Consider the following 17,604-nt stretch of genomic DNA (forward strand, 5'->3'; position numbering starts at 1 on the left):
TGCCAACTGCCATGACCTCTTCGACTCGCCCGTCATTTCTTCATGTTCACCAATTCATGGCACTGAAGCCAGGGCCTCGAGTTGTGGTCCTTGGTGCCGTGCACGGCAATGAGAGATGCGGTGCCCAGGCCATTGCGCAGGTCGTGGACGAACTGGCGGCTGGAGCCTTCGGCATCGAACGGGGTGTCCTCACGATGGTGCCGGTGACCAATCCCTACGCCTATCAGCAGCGCACCCGGCAAGGGGACCGCAATCTCAACCGCAATCTGCGCGTCAGCGCTGAGCCGACCGACTACGAGGACCAGATCGCGAATGTCCTGTGCCCCTTGCTGGACGCGCACGACGTGTTGCTCGACCTGCACTCGTTTCACACCCCGGGGCAGCCTTTCACCATGGTGGGCCCCACCAACAACACCGGTACCCTTGAGCCGTTCCAGCATTCAGCGCAGGAGGAGCGCCTGGTTGCGCACCTCGGGCCCCGGCGGGTGGTGGAAGGCTGGATGGATGTGTATGCCCGTGGCGTGCAGCGGCGACGGCAGGCCCAACAGTTTGCCAACGCCGCTCTTCTGGACACGGGGTATGGCATCGGCACATCCGAGTACATGCGCTCGCGGGGTGGCTACGGCGTGACGCTGGAATGCGGGCAGCATGACGATCCAGAGGCGGTCGGTGTCGCCTATCGCGCGATCCGGCAGACGCTCGCAGTGCTTGGGCTGACATCGCTTGCGCTCAAGCCGCCAGCTTCCGAGTTCCAGGTCCTGCGGCTTGAGGATGTGGTGGATCGCGAACATGGCGATGACCGCTTTGCCCAGCCGTGGAAAAGCTTCGATCCCGTGGTGGCCGGGCAACTCATCGGGCTGCGGCACGATGGCCGCGAAGTGAACGCTCCTGCCGATGGCTTTGTGGTCTTCCCGAACCCTGGGGCGCTGCCGGGCAACGAATGGTTCTACTTTGCGCAAAAGAGCGTTCGAACCATTGGCTGATCCTTGCCCAGGAGCACTGGAACCCGTTCTCCATTCCAACCGGGCATCGTCGCGCTGCCCAGAGTCCCCAACCCTCCTCAAAGCGCTTTCGCGGTGGCCAGGATCTCCGAGAGCCGCTCGCGCACTAGCAGAAACTCGTCGGCAAAGTGCAGCACCATCACCTCTGGTGCAATGCTGGCCAGGTCCACCGTGTTGGTTGCGGGGCCGAATCCGGCGTAGCACTGGCCATGTCGGGCGATGGTGAAGGCGTCGAGCGCCGACGACACCAGCGGGTACGCAGCGAGAACCTCCGGGTCCACGCCAAAGCGTGCAGCCTGCTGCGCGACAGGAATGGCGGGGTCGAGCTGCACAATGATGCGCTGTGCCGCCTCGAACAGGGTGACCAGGTGGGCCTTGCCCTCTGCCAGTGCCTGCCTGTACCGGGGGTACATGAACTGGTCGTTCAAGGCGAATCCTTGGGCGATGTTCTCCAGCGTATTGGAGCGCCAGGGTCCGAACGACCACAGGCCGCTGGGGTAGCCGGGATCGCCCCGGCGCAGACCAAAGTCATCGCTCCACTGCCTCCAGACGCCGCTGTTCTCGAACCGTGCGCCCGCGATCAGCGGGTGGTGAAGGCGCACGGTCAGGGGCAGCTCCGTGAAGGTCAGCGCGTAGCTGAGGTAGTAGTCCTCCCTGACGCGCAGGAAGTTCTGTGAAACGAAGAGGCCGCTGGGATCCGGGCGCACGAATTCCATGAATCGACCCGACACTCCACGGTTCTTGCGGTAGCCCGGGTCGATTTGCTGAAGTATCGCCAGGCACTCCCTTGCCCAGGCAGACGGAGTTCGTTCAGGGTGATCGTTGTTCATGGGGGTTGCTGCGTTCGACCTACTTTCGACCGTGCGCATTTTGGGACTCTGTGCCCCACGCAGCGCACTGGATGACCACGCGGTAGCCATCAGGGTCCTCGAAGGTGCGGCCCGATCGTGCCCAGTAGGGGTTGAAGGGCGGCACTTCGATGAAACCGGCAGCGCGCATGGCGTCGCAGCGCATCTGCCAGGCCTCGGGCTCTGGAACGTAGAAGACCAGCAGGTCCTCCGGCGTGGGGGCCGGCACGACCGGGTGGCTGGTGCAGTGGGTGAACTCCCAGTGAAAGCCTGCGCCGGGGGTTCCTAGCATCGTTCCGTCAAAGCCGTCGTGGTCGGTGAAGCTGCCCAGTTGTTCGATTCCGAGGCCTTGCGTGTACTAGGCCACCGAGCGGGCCAGATCGCTCACGGGGCGCGCGATTCGAAGATGGGCGTGCATGCGGTTCATTGGCGATAAGCAGGCATGGCTATGGCATGCCAGGGGCCCCGGAGCTTCATCTTCGCGGGGCTGTGGGCGGACTGGCCAGGCTCAGCGCAGGCGCGCTTCGAGCTGCGTCTCGATGTGCTCGCGTTCGGTGTTGAACTGCAGGGCGGTGATTTCACTGGACTCGTACTTGCGCGCAGTGGACAGCAGCAGCACGGTGTTCTCCAACCGCGTGTCCTGCTGCATGGAGGGGGGCAGGGCGGTCAGCCGGTCAAAGCTCTGCTTGTAGAACTCGCTCCAGGCCAGCGCGCCTGCCTGGGCCTGGGCCTTGGCGTTGTCGTGCCAGCGGGCGAATTCGTCGAGGGTGCCTTCGCGGGGGCTGGAGCAGCCTGCCAGCAGGGCCGACAGGGAGACCGCCAGGGCGGCAACCAGAACGGCAGGGCTCTTGCCATCAGGGGTCAGGAAACGTGGGTTCACGGTATTCCTCCTACGGTATGCAGCGCCGGAAATTCCGGTGTGCAGCGCCAGATGGTACTCTCGTGCTCCTCTTTTTGCCAGCAGGTTCCGCGCGGGCGTTGCGTTTGCGCCCTTTTTCGGGGGCAGCGGGCATGGAGCACTGCCGTCATGGGGCCGGCCCGGAGGTGAGAGGGGGACATCCTGCGGCGGATGCGCAGGAGGAAACAGGTGGGGGAATGAAGGAATCGCCTCGACAACCGGGTGCCTGCGGGCACCCATGTACTTGCACTGCGGCGCGCATCCTTATTCGGGAAACCCTTGCGTGAGGATCTGCTCCACGCCACCGGGCAGGCGGACCATGGAGTCCACCGACTGCACCGTGATGTCGGGCATCAGGACGGTTGCCGCCGCCAGGAAGGCCAGCACGACGGTCACCACAAACGCGGCAACGGCACGCGCGCGGGGAGGCAGGTGATGGAACTTCATGGCACTACTCCTGGTGGGTAAAAACAATCCGGGGCAGGGGCCTCAATGACCCCCGAATCAGCCTCAATGGCCGATGGGTAGATTTCAGCAAAGTGTCCCAGTTCCGCGTGTAAGACAACAGCGATTCATGACGTCTGTGACTGCTGTTACGGGTGGTTGCGGGTGGGTTCAGATTGACGTGTGATCACCCCGGAAGAAGAAGCCGTTACTACATCCTCTCGGGTGGAACCACGCGGGCTGCCAACGGTGTTTCAAATGCTTGCACGTGGCTGCGAAAACTGAGGCCTACCCGCCCAATTCCGCGCTTGAAAAGGAATTTGCAGCACGTGGTGTAACTTGATGCATTCGATGGCTGCCGCCTTGCACGGCGGCGAGGTGCGTCGGCTGGCGCCGAGGGCCTTGGTGCAAAATGCCCGCGCCCGCCATCTAACTCAACAACTCTATTGAATTGATATGAAGCGTCTGCTGTTTTTGATTGCTTTCCTCTGCGCTTGCGGCGCTTCTTTGGCGAAAGACCTGACGCTGGGCCAGGTCCGGGAATAGCTCCTGAATACCGACATCGTGGTGTCCGGGCGTTCCATCAACGATTCGGGTTCGTTTGCCAACCTGTTGGCCGACTGGATCTGGATGGAGCCCCATGGGACCGGCGGCTTCAAGCGGCAGAGCAACCTGAATCTCAACGTCCCCAACAGCTTTCGGGGCGCGCGCGGGAGAATCGTTGCGATTGAATTGGCCAAGGAGAGCGTGAACACCGGTGGCGAACAGGTCGATGCCTTTGGCAAGCCCATCGACTTTTCAAGGATGGTCAACCCCGAAGTCCTGATAGTGGTGACGCTGGCCGGCAGGGACGACCACATCGGCACCAAAGGAATCATCTCGGCCATGGCGCCATCGAGATTCTTCCCCACCGAAGATTTTGCCAGCCTGCGCGCCGCGATGGACAAGGCGCTCGATGCCCTGCAGGGGAAGACGATCTACAACACCGGCAACACCGTTTTGCTGGACGTGACGACCAGCCTTTCAGACTTGGAGCAGCCGGGCAGGCGTGAGAGTGCGCGGGATCGGTCGAGTCCGAACCTCATGCCGCTGCAGGTGATCGAGACCAAGATCCTGGATGCCCAGAATGCAGTCATCCTCAAGGTCCGGATGGAAGACGGCCAGGAAAGGCTGGTCTTTGGCGATCTGACTTATTACGAGTTCAAGAAGGGCCCGGAATTCACACCCCTTGAACGGATGGGCGTCCGGGCGTATGCCACCCTTCCCAAGAAGTTCTCGCCGAGAGAGATCAAGGCCATCCGGGAAAAGCCCATTTTTGCGGGCATGTCCGAAGCCGCACTTTTTTCGTCATGGGGCGACCCCGAAAAGACCAATGACTATGGTCGGAGCGGCAAGCAGCATGTGTACGGCACGGGTCAGTATGTCTATGTGACCGGCAATGCGGTCCGCAACTTCCAGGCCATTCGTTGACATGCAGAGTCGCGGTTGGTTGAAAACCTGCCGCGACGATACAGCTGTCAGGCTGTGTTCGTTGTGCGAAAGCTTGCAACAGAGGGCGGTGACGCCATGCAGCCGCGCCGCTGGCGGTACTTTCGCACGGCGTGGCAAAGGCATTTGCCCGGACAGGTGATGACCCGCCGGGTCAGTCCTGGGTGCAGGACGTTGATGATGATCGCGGGGAAAAAAAGCATGGCTGCCGGGTTACGGGTGGCTAGCAAAAAAAGACCCTTCGAGACCGAGGTCCCGGGAGTCTCCCCACGATGAAACCTATTTCGTCAGAATCAGCTTTCCGAGCTTGGTGGTCTTGAGCTGGTAGACCGAGCCGTTGTGCAGGATGTTCACGACCTTGGCCGTGCCCAGCATGGTGGCGCTGTTGATGCTGCGCAGAAAACCTGCAGCTGTCGACTCGGCCGGCGCCTGCGCCACCGCATCATCGGCAACTGCCGACGCGCGCGGCGCCACGGGGCGCTGCAGTCGAAGGACGGGGCGAGGCATGGCAAGTGTCGACATGGTGTGCAGGAATCGGTTGGTTGGTGGACTGGGTAGCGGTGCTGTTCTGCGGTATGGGTGAAGTATAGGGTATTTAATGAGAATGTGTCTCATTAGCTTTTGAAACAATAGGTAATTCTGCAGAGCGCGAAGCACCTGCGGCAGCGCTCAGGCGGTGGCTTTGCGCAACCCGCCGAGCCCATAGGCTTCGCCGAACTGCTGCACCGACATGGGCCGGGCGAAGAGATAACCCTGGGCCTCGCCGCAGTGCTCGCTGCGCAGGCGCTCGCACTGCGCCTGTGTCTCCACGCCTTCGGCGATGGCCTGGAGGTCGAAGCTGCGCGCCATGTCCAGGATGGCGCGCACCACCGAGGCCTCGCGCCGCGACTCCAGCATGCCCTGCACGAAGGCGCGATCGATCTTGATGCGCGTGAGCGGGTAGGTGGTGAGCAGGCTCAGCGATGCGTAGCCGGTGCCGAAGTCGTCGAAGGCAATGCCCACGCCGTGGTCACGCAGGCGGCGCAGCATGCCGGGCACAACGTCGTCGTGGTCGAGCACGATGTTCTCGGTGATCTCCAGCTCCAGCGCATCGGGCGGCAGGCCGTGGCGCGCCAGGGTGTCCATGACCTCGGCGGCCAGGTCGCCCACGCGGAACTGCACGCCGAACAGGTTCACGCCCATGCGCAGGGCAGGGGCGCCGTTGCGCCGCCAGTAGGCCGCCTGCGCGCAGGCCTCGTCCAGGATCCACGAGCCCACGCTGGCGGCCAGGGGCCCGCCCTCCAGCGCGGGCAGAAAGGCCGCCGGCGCCAGCAGGCCGCGCTGCGGGTGCTGCCAGCGAATCAGTGCCTCGGCGCCCGAGAGCGAGCCGTCCTCCAGGTGCACCTGGGGCTGGTAGAACAGCACGAACTCGCCCTTGTCCACAGCCCGGTCGAGCTCCATGCCGTACAGGCGCCGCGCCACCGCTGCCATGCGCAGGGCGGGAACGAAGACGAAGCTGCGCCCGCGCCCCTCGGTCTTGGCCTGCGACAGGGCCAGGTCGGCGTTGCCCACCAGTTCCAGTGCCTCGTGGGCTTGCAGGGGCGCCACGGAGACCCCGCAGCTGGCACCCACGCGCACCTCGTGCCCAGCGATGGCGATGGGCTGGTGGATGGCGCTGATGGCGCGCTGGGCAAACTGGTTGGCGGCATCGGGGTCCGCCACCCCGGGCAGCAGCAGGGCGAACTCGTCGCCCCCCAGCCGGGCGGCAATGGGGCCGCGGCTCTGGTGCGCCTTGAACAGTGCGTGGCCTGCCAGCCGGGCCAGCCGATGCGCCACCTCCTGCAGGATGCCGTCGCCCACGGCGTGGCCCAGCGTGTCGTTCAGGTCCTTGAAACCATCGAGGTCCAGCATCAGCACGGCGGCAGCGGCATCCGGCAAGGGGCCGAGCAGAGCCTCCTGCACGCGGCGGTAGAAGCAGGCGCGGTTGGCCAGGCCGGTCAGCGGGTCGCTGTTGGCCTGGCGGCGCAGGTCGTCCTCTTCGCGCCTCTGTGCCGTCAGGTCCCTGAGCACCGCCTCGAAGCGCAGGCGCCCGTTGTGGCGCCAGATGAACAGCGCAATCCCCAGCATGAAATGCGTACCGTCCTTGCGCCGCCCGCACACTTCGGTGGGGATCTGCAGGTCCTGCATCGAGGCCGCCGCCACCGCGCGCGCAATCCCCTCGCGCAGGGTGGCATGCTCCTGCTCGGCCAGCAGCAGGTCCAGCGGCTGGCCCACGCATTCGGCCGGGTGGTAGCCGTGCAGCGCGGCAGCGGCGGTGTTGATGGCCACGACGCGCCGCTGCTCGTCGAACCAGACCACCGGCGTGGTGGAGTTGCCCGCGTACTCGTCGAACGAGGGCCGTGTACGCTCGGACGAGGTCTCGATGCGGTGCAGCTCCAGCCGGTCGGAGGCCATGCGCGCCAGCTCGCGCAGGCGCTCCTGGTCTTCCGGGCTGAAGTCGTCGTGCGGGCGGTCATCGAGCACGCACAGCGCACCCATGGCATGGCCCTCGGGCGAGAGCAGGGGCACACCGGCGTAGAAGCGCACGTTGGACGGGCCGGTGACCAGGGGGTTGTCGTGAAAGCGCTCATCCTGCAGCGTGTCGGGCACCACCATCACGCCGCCTTGCGCAATGGCATGGGCGCAGAAGGAGACGTCGCGGCCCATGTCGAGTTCGCCGGCGCCAATGCTTGCAGCAAAGAACACGTGGTCGCTGCCGACCATGTTCACGGCCGACACGGGCATGCCGAACATGCGTGCCGCAATGCGCACCACCGGGTCCAGGCTGGGCAAGGACGGTTCATCTTCCAGCCCATGGTCTTGCAGGGCCTGCAGCCGCGCCTCCTCGCTCTGCAGGGTAGGGGGGCACTTCATGCGAGCCTCCAGGTAGCGTGGCCAAGTCTCCGCCCCCGGAGACGCGTGCCACATCCCCAAAATAACCGCTTGTCGTGGTCCGCGCTGTAAGACGGCGCTGACAGAATCGACCGGTTCCGGGAAAGTTAGTGATCGTCCTGAACTTCTACCACGGGCCGTTCAAAACACCGCCATGTTTATTGCCACGGGCGGCTACGGGGGCTTACGAGTTCCAGGCCGATATCACGAAGCGCAACTGCCCACGCACGCCGGGGTGCGCCGGCTTTTGCGTACCGCGCCCGTCCACGGTGTAGCTGTCGAACGGGATCGCCACCTCCACCCGGCCGTCGCCCAGCGGCTGCACGTCGAGCACCGTCTGCGCCTGCACCATGCCCGTGCCCTGCCAGGAGTACTTCACCTTCCAGGGCGTGGCTGCGTCGGCGGGGGGCTCCATTTCCAGGATCAGCGCGTTGCGGAACAGGTAGCCGCCCTCGTAGTGCTCGTTGATCCACAGGCGCTTCTCGATCTCGTAGTCGGGCGCGCGCACGCCGAACTCCAGCCCATAGGCCAGCGAGCGGCGGCGTGGGTTCACCCGCGCGCTGTTGGCCAGGAACACGCTGGACAGGTAGTGGTGGCGGTCGCTCTGCCAATTGGCATGGGCCATGCAGGCCACCGAGTCCTCCTCGGCGGTGCGCCGGGTCAGGTACCACAGCTTGCCGCGTGGCGAGGCGCGCAGCTCCATCTGGTAGAGCGCGTTGACCTGTTGGCCCGCGTCCACCTGGGCCTGCACGGCCGTGGGCAGGCGGATGTCCTCGATGTCCACCCACAGGTCCACGCGCACGTCGCCGAACAGGAAGCGCGCCAGGTTCTGGAACGCCTCCTCGCTGTTCACGATGCCGTAGAAGCCCGAGTGCGCGCGGTAGGCGAACGCCTTGGCGCAGGGCTCGCCCACGCTGCCGTCGGCGTTCAGACCGTGCAGCGTGGCGTTCTCGATGCGCACCAGGCCGTCGCTGCCGTTGCCCACGAAGGTGCGCGACAGGCCGGCCGCGGCCTCGTAGTCCAGGCGGTTGGTACCCACCATGCAGAACACCCGGCGTGACGGAAACCGCGCTTCGGGCAGCAGGTCCACGCGCTGGTGCGTGGCGTAGGCGGGCGCCAGGTCCAGGTACTGCACCATGCGCTGGCTGCGGTTGAAGTTGCTGATGTCCATGTTGGACAGCCATGACGGCGCGTTGATGCCCGCCACGTCGATGCCGTTGTGCGGCGTGGCGTAGGTGAAGAACTTGTCCACCTGGGGCCGCATGCCTTCAGGGTCCAGCGCGGGGTTCTGCAGCATGGCCCGGCACACCAGCCCGCCCATCGAATGTGCCACCAGATAGCAGCGAAAGTCCGCAGGCGCCACTGCATTCGCCGGGTTGGCACAGACCAGCTCGCGCACGCGGGCCAAAAGCCGGCTCAGCTCCTTGGCAAAGTCCTCGATGTCCGGCGTCTTGCCATCGCCCAGCAAGGTCGAGGCGCTGTCGTAGTAGCGAAAGATGATGATGCTCTGCCCCGTGAGCACGTGGCCCGTGGGCTTGCCATCGGCCGTGGTCGCCCACTCGGGGTCCACGATGTCGTAGCCGTCCTCGTAGGCATCGGCATAGCCGTACTCCGACGCCAGCCGCACCAGCGGCGACTCGAACACGTGCTTGCGCGGCTTGCTGCGCCTGTCGGGCACGGCCCGGTGCACCGTCGAGCCCACGTTGAACCCGCAGAACGGGTCGGCCGTGGTCTGGTCGATCTCGCCCTGCGTCATCGCGTAGCCACGCACATAGACGATGGGGAAGTAGGGGGCCTTGTAGGTCGCAGCAGGCATGTCGATCGCGCTCCCGGTGGTGCATCCGCCGCAGGCGGACTGCAGGAGCGCGATGGTCTGTGTGTGCGCACGGCGCGTCAAGAGAAATAGTGGCCTGGCATGTGAGCGCAGTGCCGTGCAATTCAAAACTAGCCAAGCACCCCCTGTTTCGAATAATGCGTACAACACCCAGCAACCGGGAGCAAACCCACCATGGCACGGCGCACCAAAACCAGCCCCCTGGAAGACACCATGGACCTCATCGCCCTGCTGCCCTGGTGGGCAGGCATGGGGCTGGCAGTGCTCAGCTACCTGCTGCTCAGCCAGCTGGCGGCGTCTTTGAGCCAGCCGGCCCCCGCCCGGCCCGGCCAGATCGGGGCCATGGTGCAGGGCGCGCTGCTCGGCGGCCTGGCGACGATAGCCCAGTACGTGGCGCCCGTGGTCTGCCTGGGCGGTGCAGCGCTGTCGGCCTGGCGGCGCCGGCAGCGCCGGGCCCTGGTGGACGCGGTGGCCCAGGCGCCCGCTGCAAGCACCATCGACGGCATGTCCTGGGCCGAGTTCGAGATGCTGGTGGGCGAGGCCTACCGGCTGCAGGGCTTTCAGGTGACCGAAACCGGCGGCGGTGGGCCCGATGGCGGCGTGGACCTGGTGCTCACCCGGGGTGGCGAGAAGTTCTTCGTGCAGTGCAAGCAGTGGAAGGCCTTCAAGGTGGGCGTGGACACCGTGCGCGAACTCTATGGCGTGATGGCCGCGCGGGGCGCCACGGGCGGCTTCGTGGTGACCTCGGGGCGCTTCACCAACGATGCCAGGCTCTTCACCCAGGGGCGCAACCTGCAACTGGTGGACGGGCCGCGCCTGCTGGCCATGCTCCAGCAGGCGCAGCAGTCCCGCTCGGCGGTGGCGGCGGTCATCGCCGCCCATGGCGGGGTACACCACGAACCGCCGGCACCCCCGTCCGTGCCATCGGCCCAGGCCGCCGCAGCCGCCCCGGCCGCCCCTGCCAATGCCAGTGCCCAGCCCGGATGCCCCAAGTGCGGCTGCGGCATGGTTCGCCGCATCGCGCGCACGGGCAACAACGCGGGGGGCGCATTCTGGGGCTGCTCCACCTTCCCGGCGTGCCGTGGGGTGCGGCAGGTGGATTAGAGGGGCTCAGACGGGGCAGACAGCGCGTTTCAGTTGACTAGGTTTTACCCGAACGGTCCGGCTGGGCCGGTGCGGAAATGCCGGACAGGGAGGCGGCCACGTCCAGGGCCTCACCACGCTCCTTCACCGCCACGTCGCCCAGCGAAAGAATGCCCACCAGGCGCTGGTCGCCGTCCAGCACCGGCAGGCGGCGGATCTGTGCGCGCGACATCTGCTGCAGCGCAGCATCGATCGATTCGCCCTCGCGGGTCGATTCCACGTCGGTGCTCATCACGTCCTTGAGCTGCATCGTCCCGGCATTGCGGTCCTGCGCCACCGAGCGCAGCACGATGTCGCGGTCGGTCACCATGCCCACCAGGCGGTCACCGTCGCACACGGGGATGGCCCCCACGTTGAGCTCTTGCATGGCCTGGGCTGCCAGCACCACGCTGTCGGTAGGCGCCAGGCTGCGCACGCCACGGGTCATTACTTCGGATACGGTTGTCATGGAGGTTTTCCTTCAGGGCAAAGGGTCCAATCTATGCCGGCACTCCGGTGGCGTCTGTAGGAGTACAAGCTCTTCGCCCGCGCCGCACAGGCTGCTGCCCGACCTCCTGCGAGATGGGCGACGGGCGCGCTCATTGCCTACACGTCGCTGCTTTGTCCGCAGGTACAAAGGGCACACACACTGCCCTTCCCACGCCATGAAAATCTCCACCCTGTTCGACATCAGCAAAAAAACCGCCATGGCCTGGGTGGACGACTACGCCCCCAGCATGGGGGCAGCCATCTCGTACTACACCGCGTTTTCGATTGCGCCGCTGCTGGTCATCGTGATCGCGATTGCAGGCTATGTGTTTGGCGAGGAGGCCGTACGCGGGGCGCTGCAGGGCCAGATATCGGGCCTGGTGGGCAGCGATGGCGCGGCCGCCATCCAGGGCCTGGTCAGCAGCGCCCGGGAGCCGGCCGAGGGCCTGGTCGCCAGCGGCATCAGCATCGTCTTCCTGGTTGTTGGCGCGACCACGGTGTTTGCCGAGATCCAGAGCGCGCTCGACCGCATCTGGCATGTGCCCGAGAAGGCCAAGCCCAGCGGCCTGTGGGGCCTGCTGCGCGCGCGCTTCCTGTCGTTCGGCCTGATCCTGGGGCTGGCCTTCCTGCTCATGGCATCGCTGGCCGTGAGCGCGGCGGTGGCCGCATTGGGCACCTGGTTCTCGGCGCTGCTGCCCGGCTGGGAGATCGTGCTGCAGGGGCTCAACATGGCGCTCTCGGTGGTGGTCGAGACCCTGCTCTTCGCCATGATCTTCAAGCTCATGCCCTCCACGCGCATCGCATGGAGCGATGTATGGGTGGGGGCCGCCGTCACCGCGGCGCTGTTCGAGCTGGGCAAGGTGCTGATCGGCCTGTACGTGGGCAAGGCCGGCATCAGCTCCACCTATGCTGCGGCCGGATCCATCGCCATCATCCTGATCTGGGTGTACTACGCGGCGCAGATCTTTCTGCTGGGCGCCGAGTTCACCAAGGTCTACGCCACCGAGTACGGATCCCACCGCAACGAGGTCACCACCCAGGCGCCCGAGACCCCGGTGAAAAGCCAGGATCCGCAACCCTTGCCGGCAGCCGGTGGTGCCAGGCCACAAGCCCATCCTGTGGCCGAGGCCCACCGCGAGCTGGTACGGGACGACGGCGTTCCACTGGCAACGGGCTTCGCGCTCGTCGTGGCCGTGGGCGGCCTGTTCGCAGTGCGCGAAGCGGCGGTGGCTTGGTGGGAGGGCCGCAAGCATGCCAAGGCCTTGCGAAACCGCGGCCCCGCGCCCACGGCACGGCCCTGAAAAAAGGAAAGGCCTCCGAAAGGAGGCCCTGGGCGTGGAAGGCCTGCGGTCAGGCCAGCGCGGGTTCAGGTTCCATCAGCTCGGCCTTGCGCGCTTCGAGTTCGCCGCGCAGTGCGACGAGGTCGAGCTTTTTGGCCGCGCGGGCCTTGGGGAACATCTCGTTGCGCTCCTCCTTCACGTGGTGGTCGATGTACTCGCCCAGCACGATGACCTTGGCGTCGAACTGCTCGTCCACTTCGGTGGCAGCCTCGATCTGCGCGATCAGGTCCTTGGCGGTCTGGTGCTCCACCTCGGCTTCGGCCAGCAGGTCGGTTTCCTTGATGGCGGCGCGCACGGCGGGGTAGAAGATTTCTTCCTCGATCTGGGCATGCACGGTCAGTTCCTTGCAGATCTGCGTGGCAAGTTCCAGGCGCTTTTGCTTGGCAGCGCGGGCCTTCGATTCCATGAGCTCCTCGAACTCCTTGAACATCTTCTTGACGGCCTTGTGGTCTGCATCGAGCAGGTCGCAGGCATCTTTCTCGCGGCGGGCTGGGGTGGTGGTGGGCATCGTGGGCTCCGTAGGTAGTGGGGCCTTGATCATTGGGCGGCGCGCGTGCGGGCACTGTAGGCGCAGCCTCGCAGCGGTCGTAGGAGCAGCAGCAATCGGGGCGCGCAGGTTGCTGCACCGGGCTTGCGTGCCAGATTGGGTGTGCGTCCTACAGCCCTGCTGCGGCCGGGCTTTACGCTCGGTGGTTGCCTGTTCCGGCCCTCCCATCCCTTGACCCATATGAAATCGCTACCCTCGCTCGCACCCGATATCCGCCTGTTCGGCAACGTCAACGAAGCCATGCTGTCCGAGTTCTTTCGGCAGCAATCAGAGGCGAGGACCGGTGCCCCCATCGTGTTCGAGCTGAGCACCTCCGGCGGCGATGCCGAGTCGGGCCGCCGCATCGCCGAAGAACTGCGCCTGTGGCAGAAAGCGGGCACCGAAATCTTCTTCCTGGGCAAGACCTACGTGTTCTCCGCCGGCATCACCATCATGTCCAGCATCCCCCGCAGCCACCGGTTCCTGACGCGCGATTGCGAGCTTCTCATCCATGAGCGCAAGATGACCAAGCAGATCACCCTGGATGGCGCCTTGCGCAGTTGCCGCGCCAAGATCAACGATGTGCTGGCCGAAATCGAGTCGGGCCAGCGGCTGCAGACCGAGGGCTTTGCCCAACTGGTTCAAGGCTGCTCCCTGACCGTCCAGGATGTGGAGAAGAAGGTGCTGGAAAAGGACTGGTACCTCACTGCGCAGGAGGCGCTCGACCACGGTCTTGTCGGCGCCGTGGTCTGATCCGCGTATTTGCGAAGCGGCGGTCGCGCTGCTGGCTCGGGTTGCCATGGCAAAAACCCGGAGCAGCACCAACCTTTCTACGCCCTTAGACTGTAGTGATGCTGCCCCTACCCAACCTAAATCCTCGTTTCCCCACCGATTTCATCCCGCTGGAAGGCACGCGGCAGGACTGCGACGACTGCGGCAAAGGGGAGAAGCTGGGGTTTCAATTCGACTACGCCTACCAGCCCATCGTGGATCTGGAGCGGCGCACGGTGTTCGCGCACGAAGCCCTGGTGCGCGGTCCCGCAGGCGAGGGCGCCATGACCGTGCTGTCCCAGGTCAACGACGGCAACCGCTACCGCTTCGACCAGGCCTGTCGTGTCAAGGCCATCAAGGGGGCGAGTGAGTTGGGCATAAGGGAGCCGGTCTCCATCAACTTTTTGCCCAACGCCATCTACAAACCCGAGGTGTGCATCCGCACGACGCTGGAGGCCGCACGCACCCACCACTTTCCGCTCGACCAGATCATCTTCGAGGTGACCGAGGGCGAGCGCGTGCAGGACGGGCCCTGGTTCGCCTCCATCTTGCGCGAGTACAAGCGCTGCGGGTTCAAGACCGCCATCGACGATTTCGGCGCGGGGTATGCAGGCATGAAGCTGCTGTCCGACTTCCAGCCCGACATCATCAAGATCGACATGGACCTGATCCGCAACGTGGACGCCAACCGTGCGCGCCAGGCCATCGTGCGCAGCCTGGTGTCCCTGTGCAAGGACATGGACATAGAGGTCGTTGCCGAAGGCATCGAGACGCCCGCAGAGCGCGATTTTCTGCGCGATGCTGGCATACACCTGATGCAGGGCTACCTGTTCGCCCGGCCGGCCTTCCGCTCCATCGCCCAGGTCGATACCTCGCTGTTCGGCGCCCGGTCTTGAAATTCTGGCGGCGATTTCCTATCATTTCTCCGGCTTCGCGCCACCCCCTGCCACGAGCACTCGGCTCACCTTCCAAGAAAGGAGTTTGTCCATGAATTCGCATTCCCCATCTCCCTCTTCGGGAGCAGACCGTGCCACCCGCGGTGCGGGCCGGCGCAGCGGTTCATCGCTGCGCTACCTGTCGCAGCTGCAGACCGACGCCTATCTCCTCGCGCGCGAGGCGGTGCGGCGGGTACAGCGCACGTCCACACTTCTTGAAGCGGGCTTGCGCTCGCCCGAGCGAGCCGGCGCCCGGGGAGACGGGCGCCAGCTGCACTGAAAAGCGCAGGCCTGCACCACACCCTTGAATGGCGGTTCCATGAAAATCGCCCGGGCGGAGCCGGGCGGATTGTTGTGCTGCAAGGGCAGCGCAGGCCTTCAGGCCAGGTGCAAGGCAATGGCCCCGCCCCGCACCGCGTCGGACTTGGGCAGCTCGATGCGCAGCACCCCGTCGCGGTAGCTGGCCTTGCTGTTGCAGGCATCCACCGCAGCCGCAAGCGACAGGTCGCGGCGCAAAGGACCCTGCGCATACCGGGTGATGTGCCAGCGGCCCGCTGTGCCAGCCCGGTGGGTGCGCTTTTCGCCCCACACGGTGAGCACATGGCCATGGAGCTCGATGCGCAAGTCCTCACGGCGCATGCCGGTGGCCTCGACGCGCACGACCACCTTGCTGGGGCCATCGAAGACGTGCGCCGTCGTGAAGGCCCATCCCCTCAGGCGAGGCACTGCGCTGAGCGGCGCTGGCGGCCCGCGCCGGTCAGTTTTAGCAGGCGCTGGCCAAACTCGCGCGAGGGCGCTTCTGGCCCGGCTGGCGACCTTGTTCCATGCTTGCCACAGCGAACCGCTGGTCCGTCCAGCGCCTTGTGCGGCTTGTTCTGCAGTGGGGTTCATGTTTCCTCCTTTCTGAACAAAGATCTCATTGCAATCTGCGTCTGCCGCACTCTCAACCTGCCACCACGGCGATCCTGCGCGGTTGCGCATGGGCCTGCTTGGGGATGCGCAGGCACAACACGCCGTCCTTGAGGCTGGCCTCGATGCGGGCCGTGTCCAGCTCACGGCTGAGCGTGAAGCTGCGGCGGTAGCGCGGCACCCGCACCTCGGCGTAGATAGCCTCCAGGCCGTCGGCTGCATGGGGTCGAACGCTGCCTTCGATCAGCAGCGATTCGCCTTCCACCTTCAGCTCCAACTGCTCCTTGGGCACGCCGGGCATGTCGGCCAGCAGCGTGATGCCGCCGCTGTCCTCGAACACGTCCACCGCAGGGAGCAACGCGCGCTGCGGATCGCGGTCGGCCGCAGCCGAAGGGGATGCAGGCGAAGAGGTGGTGGCCACTTGTTTCAGTGCGCTCATGATGGTTCTCCTTGGGATGCGACAGGGGTCATTGCACGGTGATGCGCTTGGGCTGGGCCGACTCGCGCCGCGCGATGCTGATCTGCAGCACCCCGTCGCGGTAGCTGGCATTCACCTGGGCCGGGTCCACGTCGTCCGGCAAGGACACCGTGCGGGTGAACGAGCCCACGCTGCGCTCGCTGGCATACACCTGCACCTTGGGGTCGGCTGCAGGGATGGCGGACGCGCGCTCGCCGGCAATGCGCAGCACGCCCCGGTCCAGGCTCACGTCGATCTTCGAGGCGTCCAGCCCCGGTGCGAAGGCGTATACCTCCACGCTGGTGGGGGTGCGCCCCACATTGATCGCCGGCAGCGTGCCCGCATTGACCGAGCGGATGCTGCTGGGCAGCCCCGGGGCACCGAAAACGTCATCCAGTTCGCGGCGCAGCCGCTCGAATGGGCCAAACAGGCTGCCCGGTTGACTCAACAACGATACATACATGGTGTGTCCTCCGTTGGGTTGAATGACACCGGCCGGAGACCGCCCCCCGCCGGTTCGATTGCAGAAATAGAGCCTCCTGCAGAGGTTTCAAGAGGGGATTTTTGTTGCTCTCCCGGGCACCGTCTGGAGGTCCATCGAAGAAAGTCGGCACGAAAAAAAACCGGCTCACAAGAGCCGGTTTTTCGCAGAGAGCGACTGGATCAGTAGCGGCCGCCGCCGTAGCCACCCGTGCCGTAGCCGGTGTCCGGGCGATTGGCTGCCTTGTAGCCACCTGCGTTGTAGCCACCCGAGCCGCCGCTGCGCTCTTCGCGCGGGCGGGCCAGGTTCACGACGATCGAGCGGCCATCGACCGACATGCCGTGCAGGCCGGTGATGGCGGCCTGGGCGACTTCGGCCGATGCCATTTCCACAAAGCCGAAGCCCTTGGAGCGGCCGGTTTCGCGGTCCATCATGACCTTGGCCGAGGTGACAGCGCCAAACTCGGAGAAATTGCTTTCCAGGACGGAATCGGTCACGGAGTAGGGCAGGTTGCCCACGTAGATTTTGCTGCTCATGAAAAGAGCCTTTCTGAAAGAAGGCGCGCAACGAATGGAGCGCCGTTGGGACACTGCGGATCGGTGATCCGCAGCAATTGGGGGAAGGAGGGGTGTGCGATCTGCGGTCAGCAGACCATCAGCACGCAGGAGGGTGCGGCATGCAGGTTTGCAGCCAGCCCTGGGTGACGGCAAAGAGCCGGGCGGCTTCGCGCGAGGCAAAGGCTTTGTCGAAGCGGAACACGCGGCAGTAGCTGCCGTTGCCCTGGGATCGATGGACCGAAAATGAGGCGCGGAAGTTGCCGCAGTCGGTCTGGTGTGTCGCGGGCGAAACGACGAACTTGCCCATGGAAATGGCGGTCTTTGAAATCTGATTCAGTCAGGATCACAGGCCCGTAAGCCTGCGTGAGCATCAACAAACGCGGTTGGCTGCAGCTCTACAGACCAACACGGGCGACAGAGGTCGCAAAAGGCGGCGAGCAGATGGTGGGTTGCCATCCAGCAAGCGTTGCGGTGCCAGCTTTCGTCAAGAGCCTTCACTGCAACAGCGGCTAGTATATCACCAGTTTGAATGAAAGTTGGGATTAATATTCTTCTTGGTTTTGAAGAGCGGCTCCATGCCGAGGTGCGCTGCGA

The 17,604-nt window shown here is 65.2% G+C and carries 20 protein-coding genes and 1 pseudogene; 7 read left to right on the top strand and 14 right to left on the bottom strand.

Features of this window, described 5'->3' with window-relative positions:
* The first annotated feature begins 11 nt into the window (after positions 1-11).
* Positions 12-983, top strand: a complete 972-nt coding sequence (locus AC0IZS_RS24855; RefSeq protein WP_471638109.1) for a M14 family metallopeptidase — start codon at positions 12-14, stop codon at positions 981-983.
* A 77-nt stretch (positions 984-1,060) separates the two neighbouring features.
* Here AC0IZS_RS24855 and AC0IZS_RS24860 read toward each other — a convergent pair whose 3' ends face one another.
* The 4 genes and pseudogenes from AC0IZS_RS24860 to AC0IZS_RS24875 form a co-directional block, all read right to left on the bottom strand.
* Entirely contained in the window at positions 1,061-1,831 is a 771-nt protein-coding gene (locus AC0IZS_RS24860; RefSeq protein ID WP_471638110.1) for a hypothetical protein, read from the bottom strand.
* 19 nt (positions 1,832-1,850) lie between these two features.
* Positions 1,851-2,195, bottom strand: a pseudogene (locus AC0IZS_RS24865) (VOC family protein); the annotation flags it as partial.
* A 162-nt stretch (positions 2,196-2,357) separates the two neighbouring features.
* Positions 2,358-2,729, bottom strand: coding sequence for a hypothetical protein (locus AC0IZS_RS24870; protein ID WP_471638111.1), 372 nt, complete (start codon positions 2,727-2,729; stop codon positions 2,358-2,360).
* A 282-nt stretch (positions 2,730-3,011) separates the two neighbouring features.
* Positions 3,012-3,194, bottom strand: coding sequence for a hypothetical protein (locus AC0IZS_RS24875; RefSeq protein WP_057202927.1), 183 nt, complete (start codon positions 3,192-3,194; stop codon positions 3,012-3,014).
* A 564-nt stretch (positions 3,195-3,758) separates the two neighbouring features.
* On the opposite strand from AC0IZS_RS24875, the gene AC0IZS_RS24880 reads away from it, so the two are divergent.
* Complete coding sequence (locus AC0IZS_RS24880; protein ID WP_471638112.1) at positions 3,759-4,661, top strand: hypothetical protein; 903 nt, start codon at positions 3,759-3,761, stop codon at positions 4,659-4,661.
* A 297-nt stretch (positions 4,662-4,958) separates the two neighbouring features.
* On the opposite strand, the gene hemP is transcribed toward AC0IZS_RS24880, so the two are convergent.
* The 3 genes from hemP to AC0IZS_RS24895 all read right to left on the bottom strand — a co-directional run bounded on the left by hemP (position 4,959) and on the right by AC0IZS_RS24895 (position 9,405).
* Positions 4,959-5,201 carry a hemin uptake protein HemP gene (gene hemP, locus AC0IZS_RS24885; protein WP_471638113.1) on the bottom strand — a complete coding sequence of 81 codons (243 nt, stop codon included), beginning with the start codon at positions 5,199-5,201 and terminating at the stop codon, positions 4,959-4,961.
* A gap of 147 nt (positions 5,202-5,348) precedes the next feature.
* Positions 5,349-7,571 carry a putative bifunctional diguanylate cyclase/phosphodiesterase gene (locus tag AC0IZS_RS24890; protein WP_471638114.1) on the bottom strand — a complete coding sequence of 741 codons (2,223 nt, stop codon included), beginning with the start codon at positions 7,569-7,571 and terminating at the stop codon, positions 5,349-5,351.
* A 202-nt stretch (positions 7,572-7,773) separates the two neighbouring features.
* On the bottom strand, positions 7,774-9,405 hold the full coding sequence (locus AC0IZS_RS24895; RefSeq protein WP_471638115.1) for an esterase/lipase family protein: 1,632 nt from the start codon (positions 9,403-9,405) through the stop codon (positions 7,774-7,776).
* 192 nt (positions 9,406-9,597) lie between these two features.
* Between AC0IZS_RS24895 and AC0IZS_RS24900 the strand changes: the two genes are divergently transcribed.
* Complete coding sequence (locus tag AC0IZS_RS24900) at positions 9,598-10,527, top strand: restriction endonuclease (protein ID WP_471638116.1); 930 nt, start codon at positions 9,598-9,600, stop codon at positions 10,525-10,527.
* Between the two features lie 37 nt (positions 10,528-10,564).
* On the opposite strand, the gene AC0IZS_RS24905 is transcribed toward AC0IZS_RS24900, so the two are convergent.
* Entirely contained in the window at positions 10,565-11,014 is a 450-nt protein-coding gene (locus AC0IZS_RS24905; protein ID WP_471638117.1) for a CBS domain-containing protein, read from the bottom strand.
* A gap of 196 nt (positions 11,015-11,210) precedes the next feature.
* Here AC0IZS_RS24905 and AC0IZS_RS24910 point away from each other — a divergent pair, with 196 nt between their 5' ends.
* Complete coding sequence (locus AC0IZS_RS24910) at positions 11,211-12,335, top strand: YihY/virulence factor BrkB family protein (protein ID WP_471638118.1); 1,125 nt, start codon at positions 11,211-11,213, stop codon at positions 12,333-12,335.
* Between the two features lie 49 nt (positions 12,336-12,384).
* On the opposite strand, the gene AC0IZS_RS24915 is transcribed toward AC0IZS_RS24910, so the two are convergent.
* Positions 12,385-12,882, bottom strand: a complete 498-nt coding sequence (locus AC0IZS_RS24915) for a hemerythrin domain-containing protein (RefSeq protein WP_471638119.1) — start codon at positions 12,880-12,882, stop codon at positions 12,385-12,387.
* A gap of 219 nt (positions 12,883-13,101) precedes the next feature.
* On the opposite strand from AC0IZS_RS24915, the gene AC0IZS_RS24920 reads away from it, so the two are divergent.
* From AC0IZS_RS24920 to AC0IZS_RS24930, 3 genes are all read left to right on the top strand, one after another.
* Complete coding sequence (locus AC0IZS_RS24920) at positions 13,102-13,653, top strand: ATP-dependent Clp protease proteolytic subunit (protein ID WP_471638120.1); 552 nt, start codon at positions 13,102-13,104, stop codon at positions 13,651-13,653.
* Between the two features lie 98 nt (positions 13,654-13,751).
* The gene (locus tag AC0IZS_RS24925) at positions 13,752-14,567 is read left to right on the top strand and encodes an EAL domain-containing protein (RefSeq protein ID WP_471638121.1); all 816 of its coding nucleotides are present in this window, start codon (positions 13,752-13,754) and stop codon (positions 14,565-14,567) included.
* Between the two features lie 91 nt (positions 14,568-14,658).
* A complete protein-coding gene (locus tag AC0IZS_RS24930) occupies positions 14,659-14,886 on the top strand; it encodes a hypothetical protein (RefSeq protein WP_471638122.1) in 228 nt (75 codons plus the stop codon).
* A 98-nt stretch (positions 14,887-14,984) separates the two neighbouring features.
* Here AC0IZS_RS24930 and AC0IZS_RS24935 read toward each other — a convergent pair whose 3' ends face one another.
* From AC0IZS_RS24935 to AC0IZS_RS24955, 5 genes are all read right to left on the bottom strand, one after another.
* Entirely contained in the window at positions 14,985-15,332 is a 348-nt protein-coding gene (locus tag AC0IZS_RS24935) for an Hsp20/alpha crystallin family protein (protein WP_471638123.1), read from the bottom strand.
* A gap of 217 nt (positions 15,333-15,549) precedes the next feature.
* Positions 15,550-15,954 (bottom strand): Hsp20/alpha crystallin family protein, encoded by a 405-nt coding sequence (locus tag AC0IZS_RS24940; RefSeq protein ID WP_471638124.1) that lies wholly within the window; start codon positions 15,952-15,954, stop codon positions 15,550-15,552.
* Between the two features lie 28 nt (positions 15,955-15,982).
* Complete coding sequence (locus tag AC0IZS_RS24945; protein WP_471638125.1) at positions 15,983-16,435, bottom strand: Hsp20/alpha crystallin family protein; 453 nt, start codon at positions 16,433-16,435, stop codon at positions 15,983-15,985.
* 200 nt (positions 16,436-16,635) lie between these two features.
* The gene (locus AC0IZS_RS24950) at positions 16,636-16,989 is read right to left on the bottom strand and encodes an RNA recognition motif domain-containing protein (RefSeq protein ID WP_471638126.1); all 354 of its coding nucleotides are present in this window, start codon (positions 16,987-16,989) and stop codon (positions 16,636-16,638) included.
* A gap of 118 nt (positions 16,990-17,107) precedes the next feature.
* Entirely contained in the window at positions 17,108-17,317 is a 210-nt protein-coding gene (locus AC0IZS_RS24955) for a hypothetical protein (protein ID WP_057269423.1), read from the bottom strand.
* Positions 17,318-17,604: the final 287 nt, after the last annotated feature.

It is taken from the genome of Acidovorax sp. AC410 (genome assembly GCF_979253235.1).

Bases quoted from the DNA above. Each gene is read 5' to 3' on its own strand.
- AC0IZS_RS24855 (WP_471638109.1), top strand. From the start codon at position 12: ATGACCTCTTCGACTCGCCCGTCATTTCTTCATGTTCACCAATTCATG.
- AC0IZS_RS24860 (WP_471638110.1), bottom strand. From the start codon at position 1,831: ATGAACAACGATCACCCTGAACGAACTCCGTCTGCCTGGGCAAGGGAG.
- AC0IZS_RS24875 (WP_057202927.1), bottom strand. From the start codon at position 3,194: ATGAAGTTCCATCACCTGCCTCCCCGCGCGCGTGCCGTTGCCGCGTTT.
- hemP (WP_471638113.1), bottom strand. From the start codon at position 5,201: ATGTCGACACTTGCCATGCCTCGCCCCGTCCTTCGACTGCAGCGCCCC.
- AC0IZS_RS24890 (WP_471638114.1), bottom strand. From the start codon at position 7,571: ATGAAGTGCCCCCCTACCCTGCAGAGCGAGGAGGCGCGGCTGCAGGCC.
- AC0IZS_RS24895 (WP_471638115.1), bottom strand. From the start codon at position 9,405: ATGCCTGCTGCGACCTACAAGGCCCCCTACTTCCCCATCGTCTATGTG.
- AC0IZS_RS24900 (WP_471638116.1), top strand. From the start codon at position 9,598: ATGGCACGGCGCACCAAAACCAGCCCCCTGGAAGACACCATGGACCTC.
- AC0IZS_RS24905 (WP_471638117.1), bottom strand. From the start codon at position 11,014: ATGACAACCGTATCCGAAGTAATGACCCGTGGCGTGCGCAGCCTGGCG.
- AC0IZS_RS24910 (WP_471638118.1), top strand. From the start codon at position 11,211: ATGAAAATCTCCACCCTGTTCGACATCAGCAAAAAAACCGCCATGGCC.
- AC0IZS_RS24915 (WP_471638119.1), bottom strand. From the start codon at position 12,882: ATGCCCACCACCACCCCAGCCCGCCGCGAGAAAGATGCCTGCGACCTG.
- AC0IZS_RS24920 (WP_471638120.1), top strand. From the start codon at position 13,102: ATGAAATCGCTACCCTCGCTCGCACCCGATATCCGCCTGTTCGGCAAC.
- AC0IZS_RS24925 (WP_471638121.1), top strand. From the start codon at position 13,752: ATGCTGCCCCTACCCAACCTAAATCCTCGTTTCCCCACCGATTTCATC.
- AC0IZS_RS24930 (WP_471638122.1), top strand. From the start codon at position 14,659: ATGAATTCGCATTCCCCATCTCCCTCTTCGGGAGCAGACCGTGCCACC.
- AC0IZS_RS24940 (WP_471638124.1), bottom strand. From the start codon at position 15,954: ATGAGCGCACTGAAACAAGTGGCCACCACCTCTTCGCCTGCATCCCCT.
- AC0IZS_RS24945 (WP_471638125.1), bottom strand. From the start codon at position 16,435: ATGTATGTATCGTTGTTGAGTCAACCGGGCAGCCTGTTTGGCCCATTC.
- AC0IZS_RS24950 (WP_471638126.1), bottom strand. From the start codon at position 16,989: ATGAGCAGCAAAATCTACGTGGGCAACCTGCCCTACTCCGTGACCGAT.
- AC0IZS_RS24955 (WP_057269423.1), bottom strand. From the start codon at position 17,317: ATGGGCAAGTTCGTCGTTTCGCCCGCGACACACCAGACCGACTGCGGC.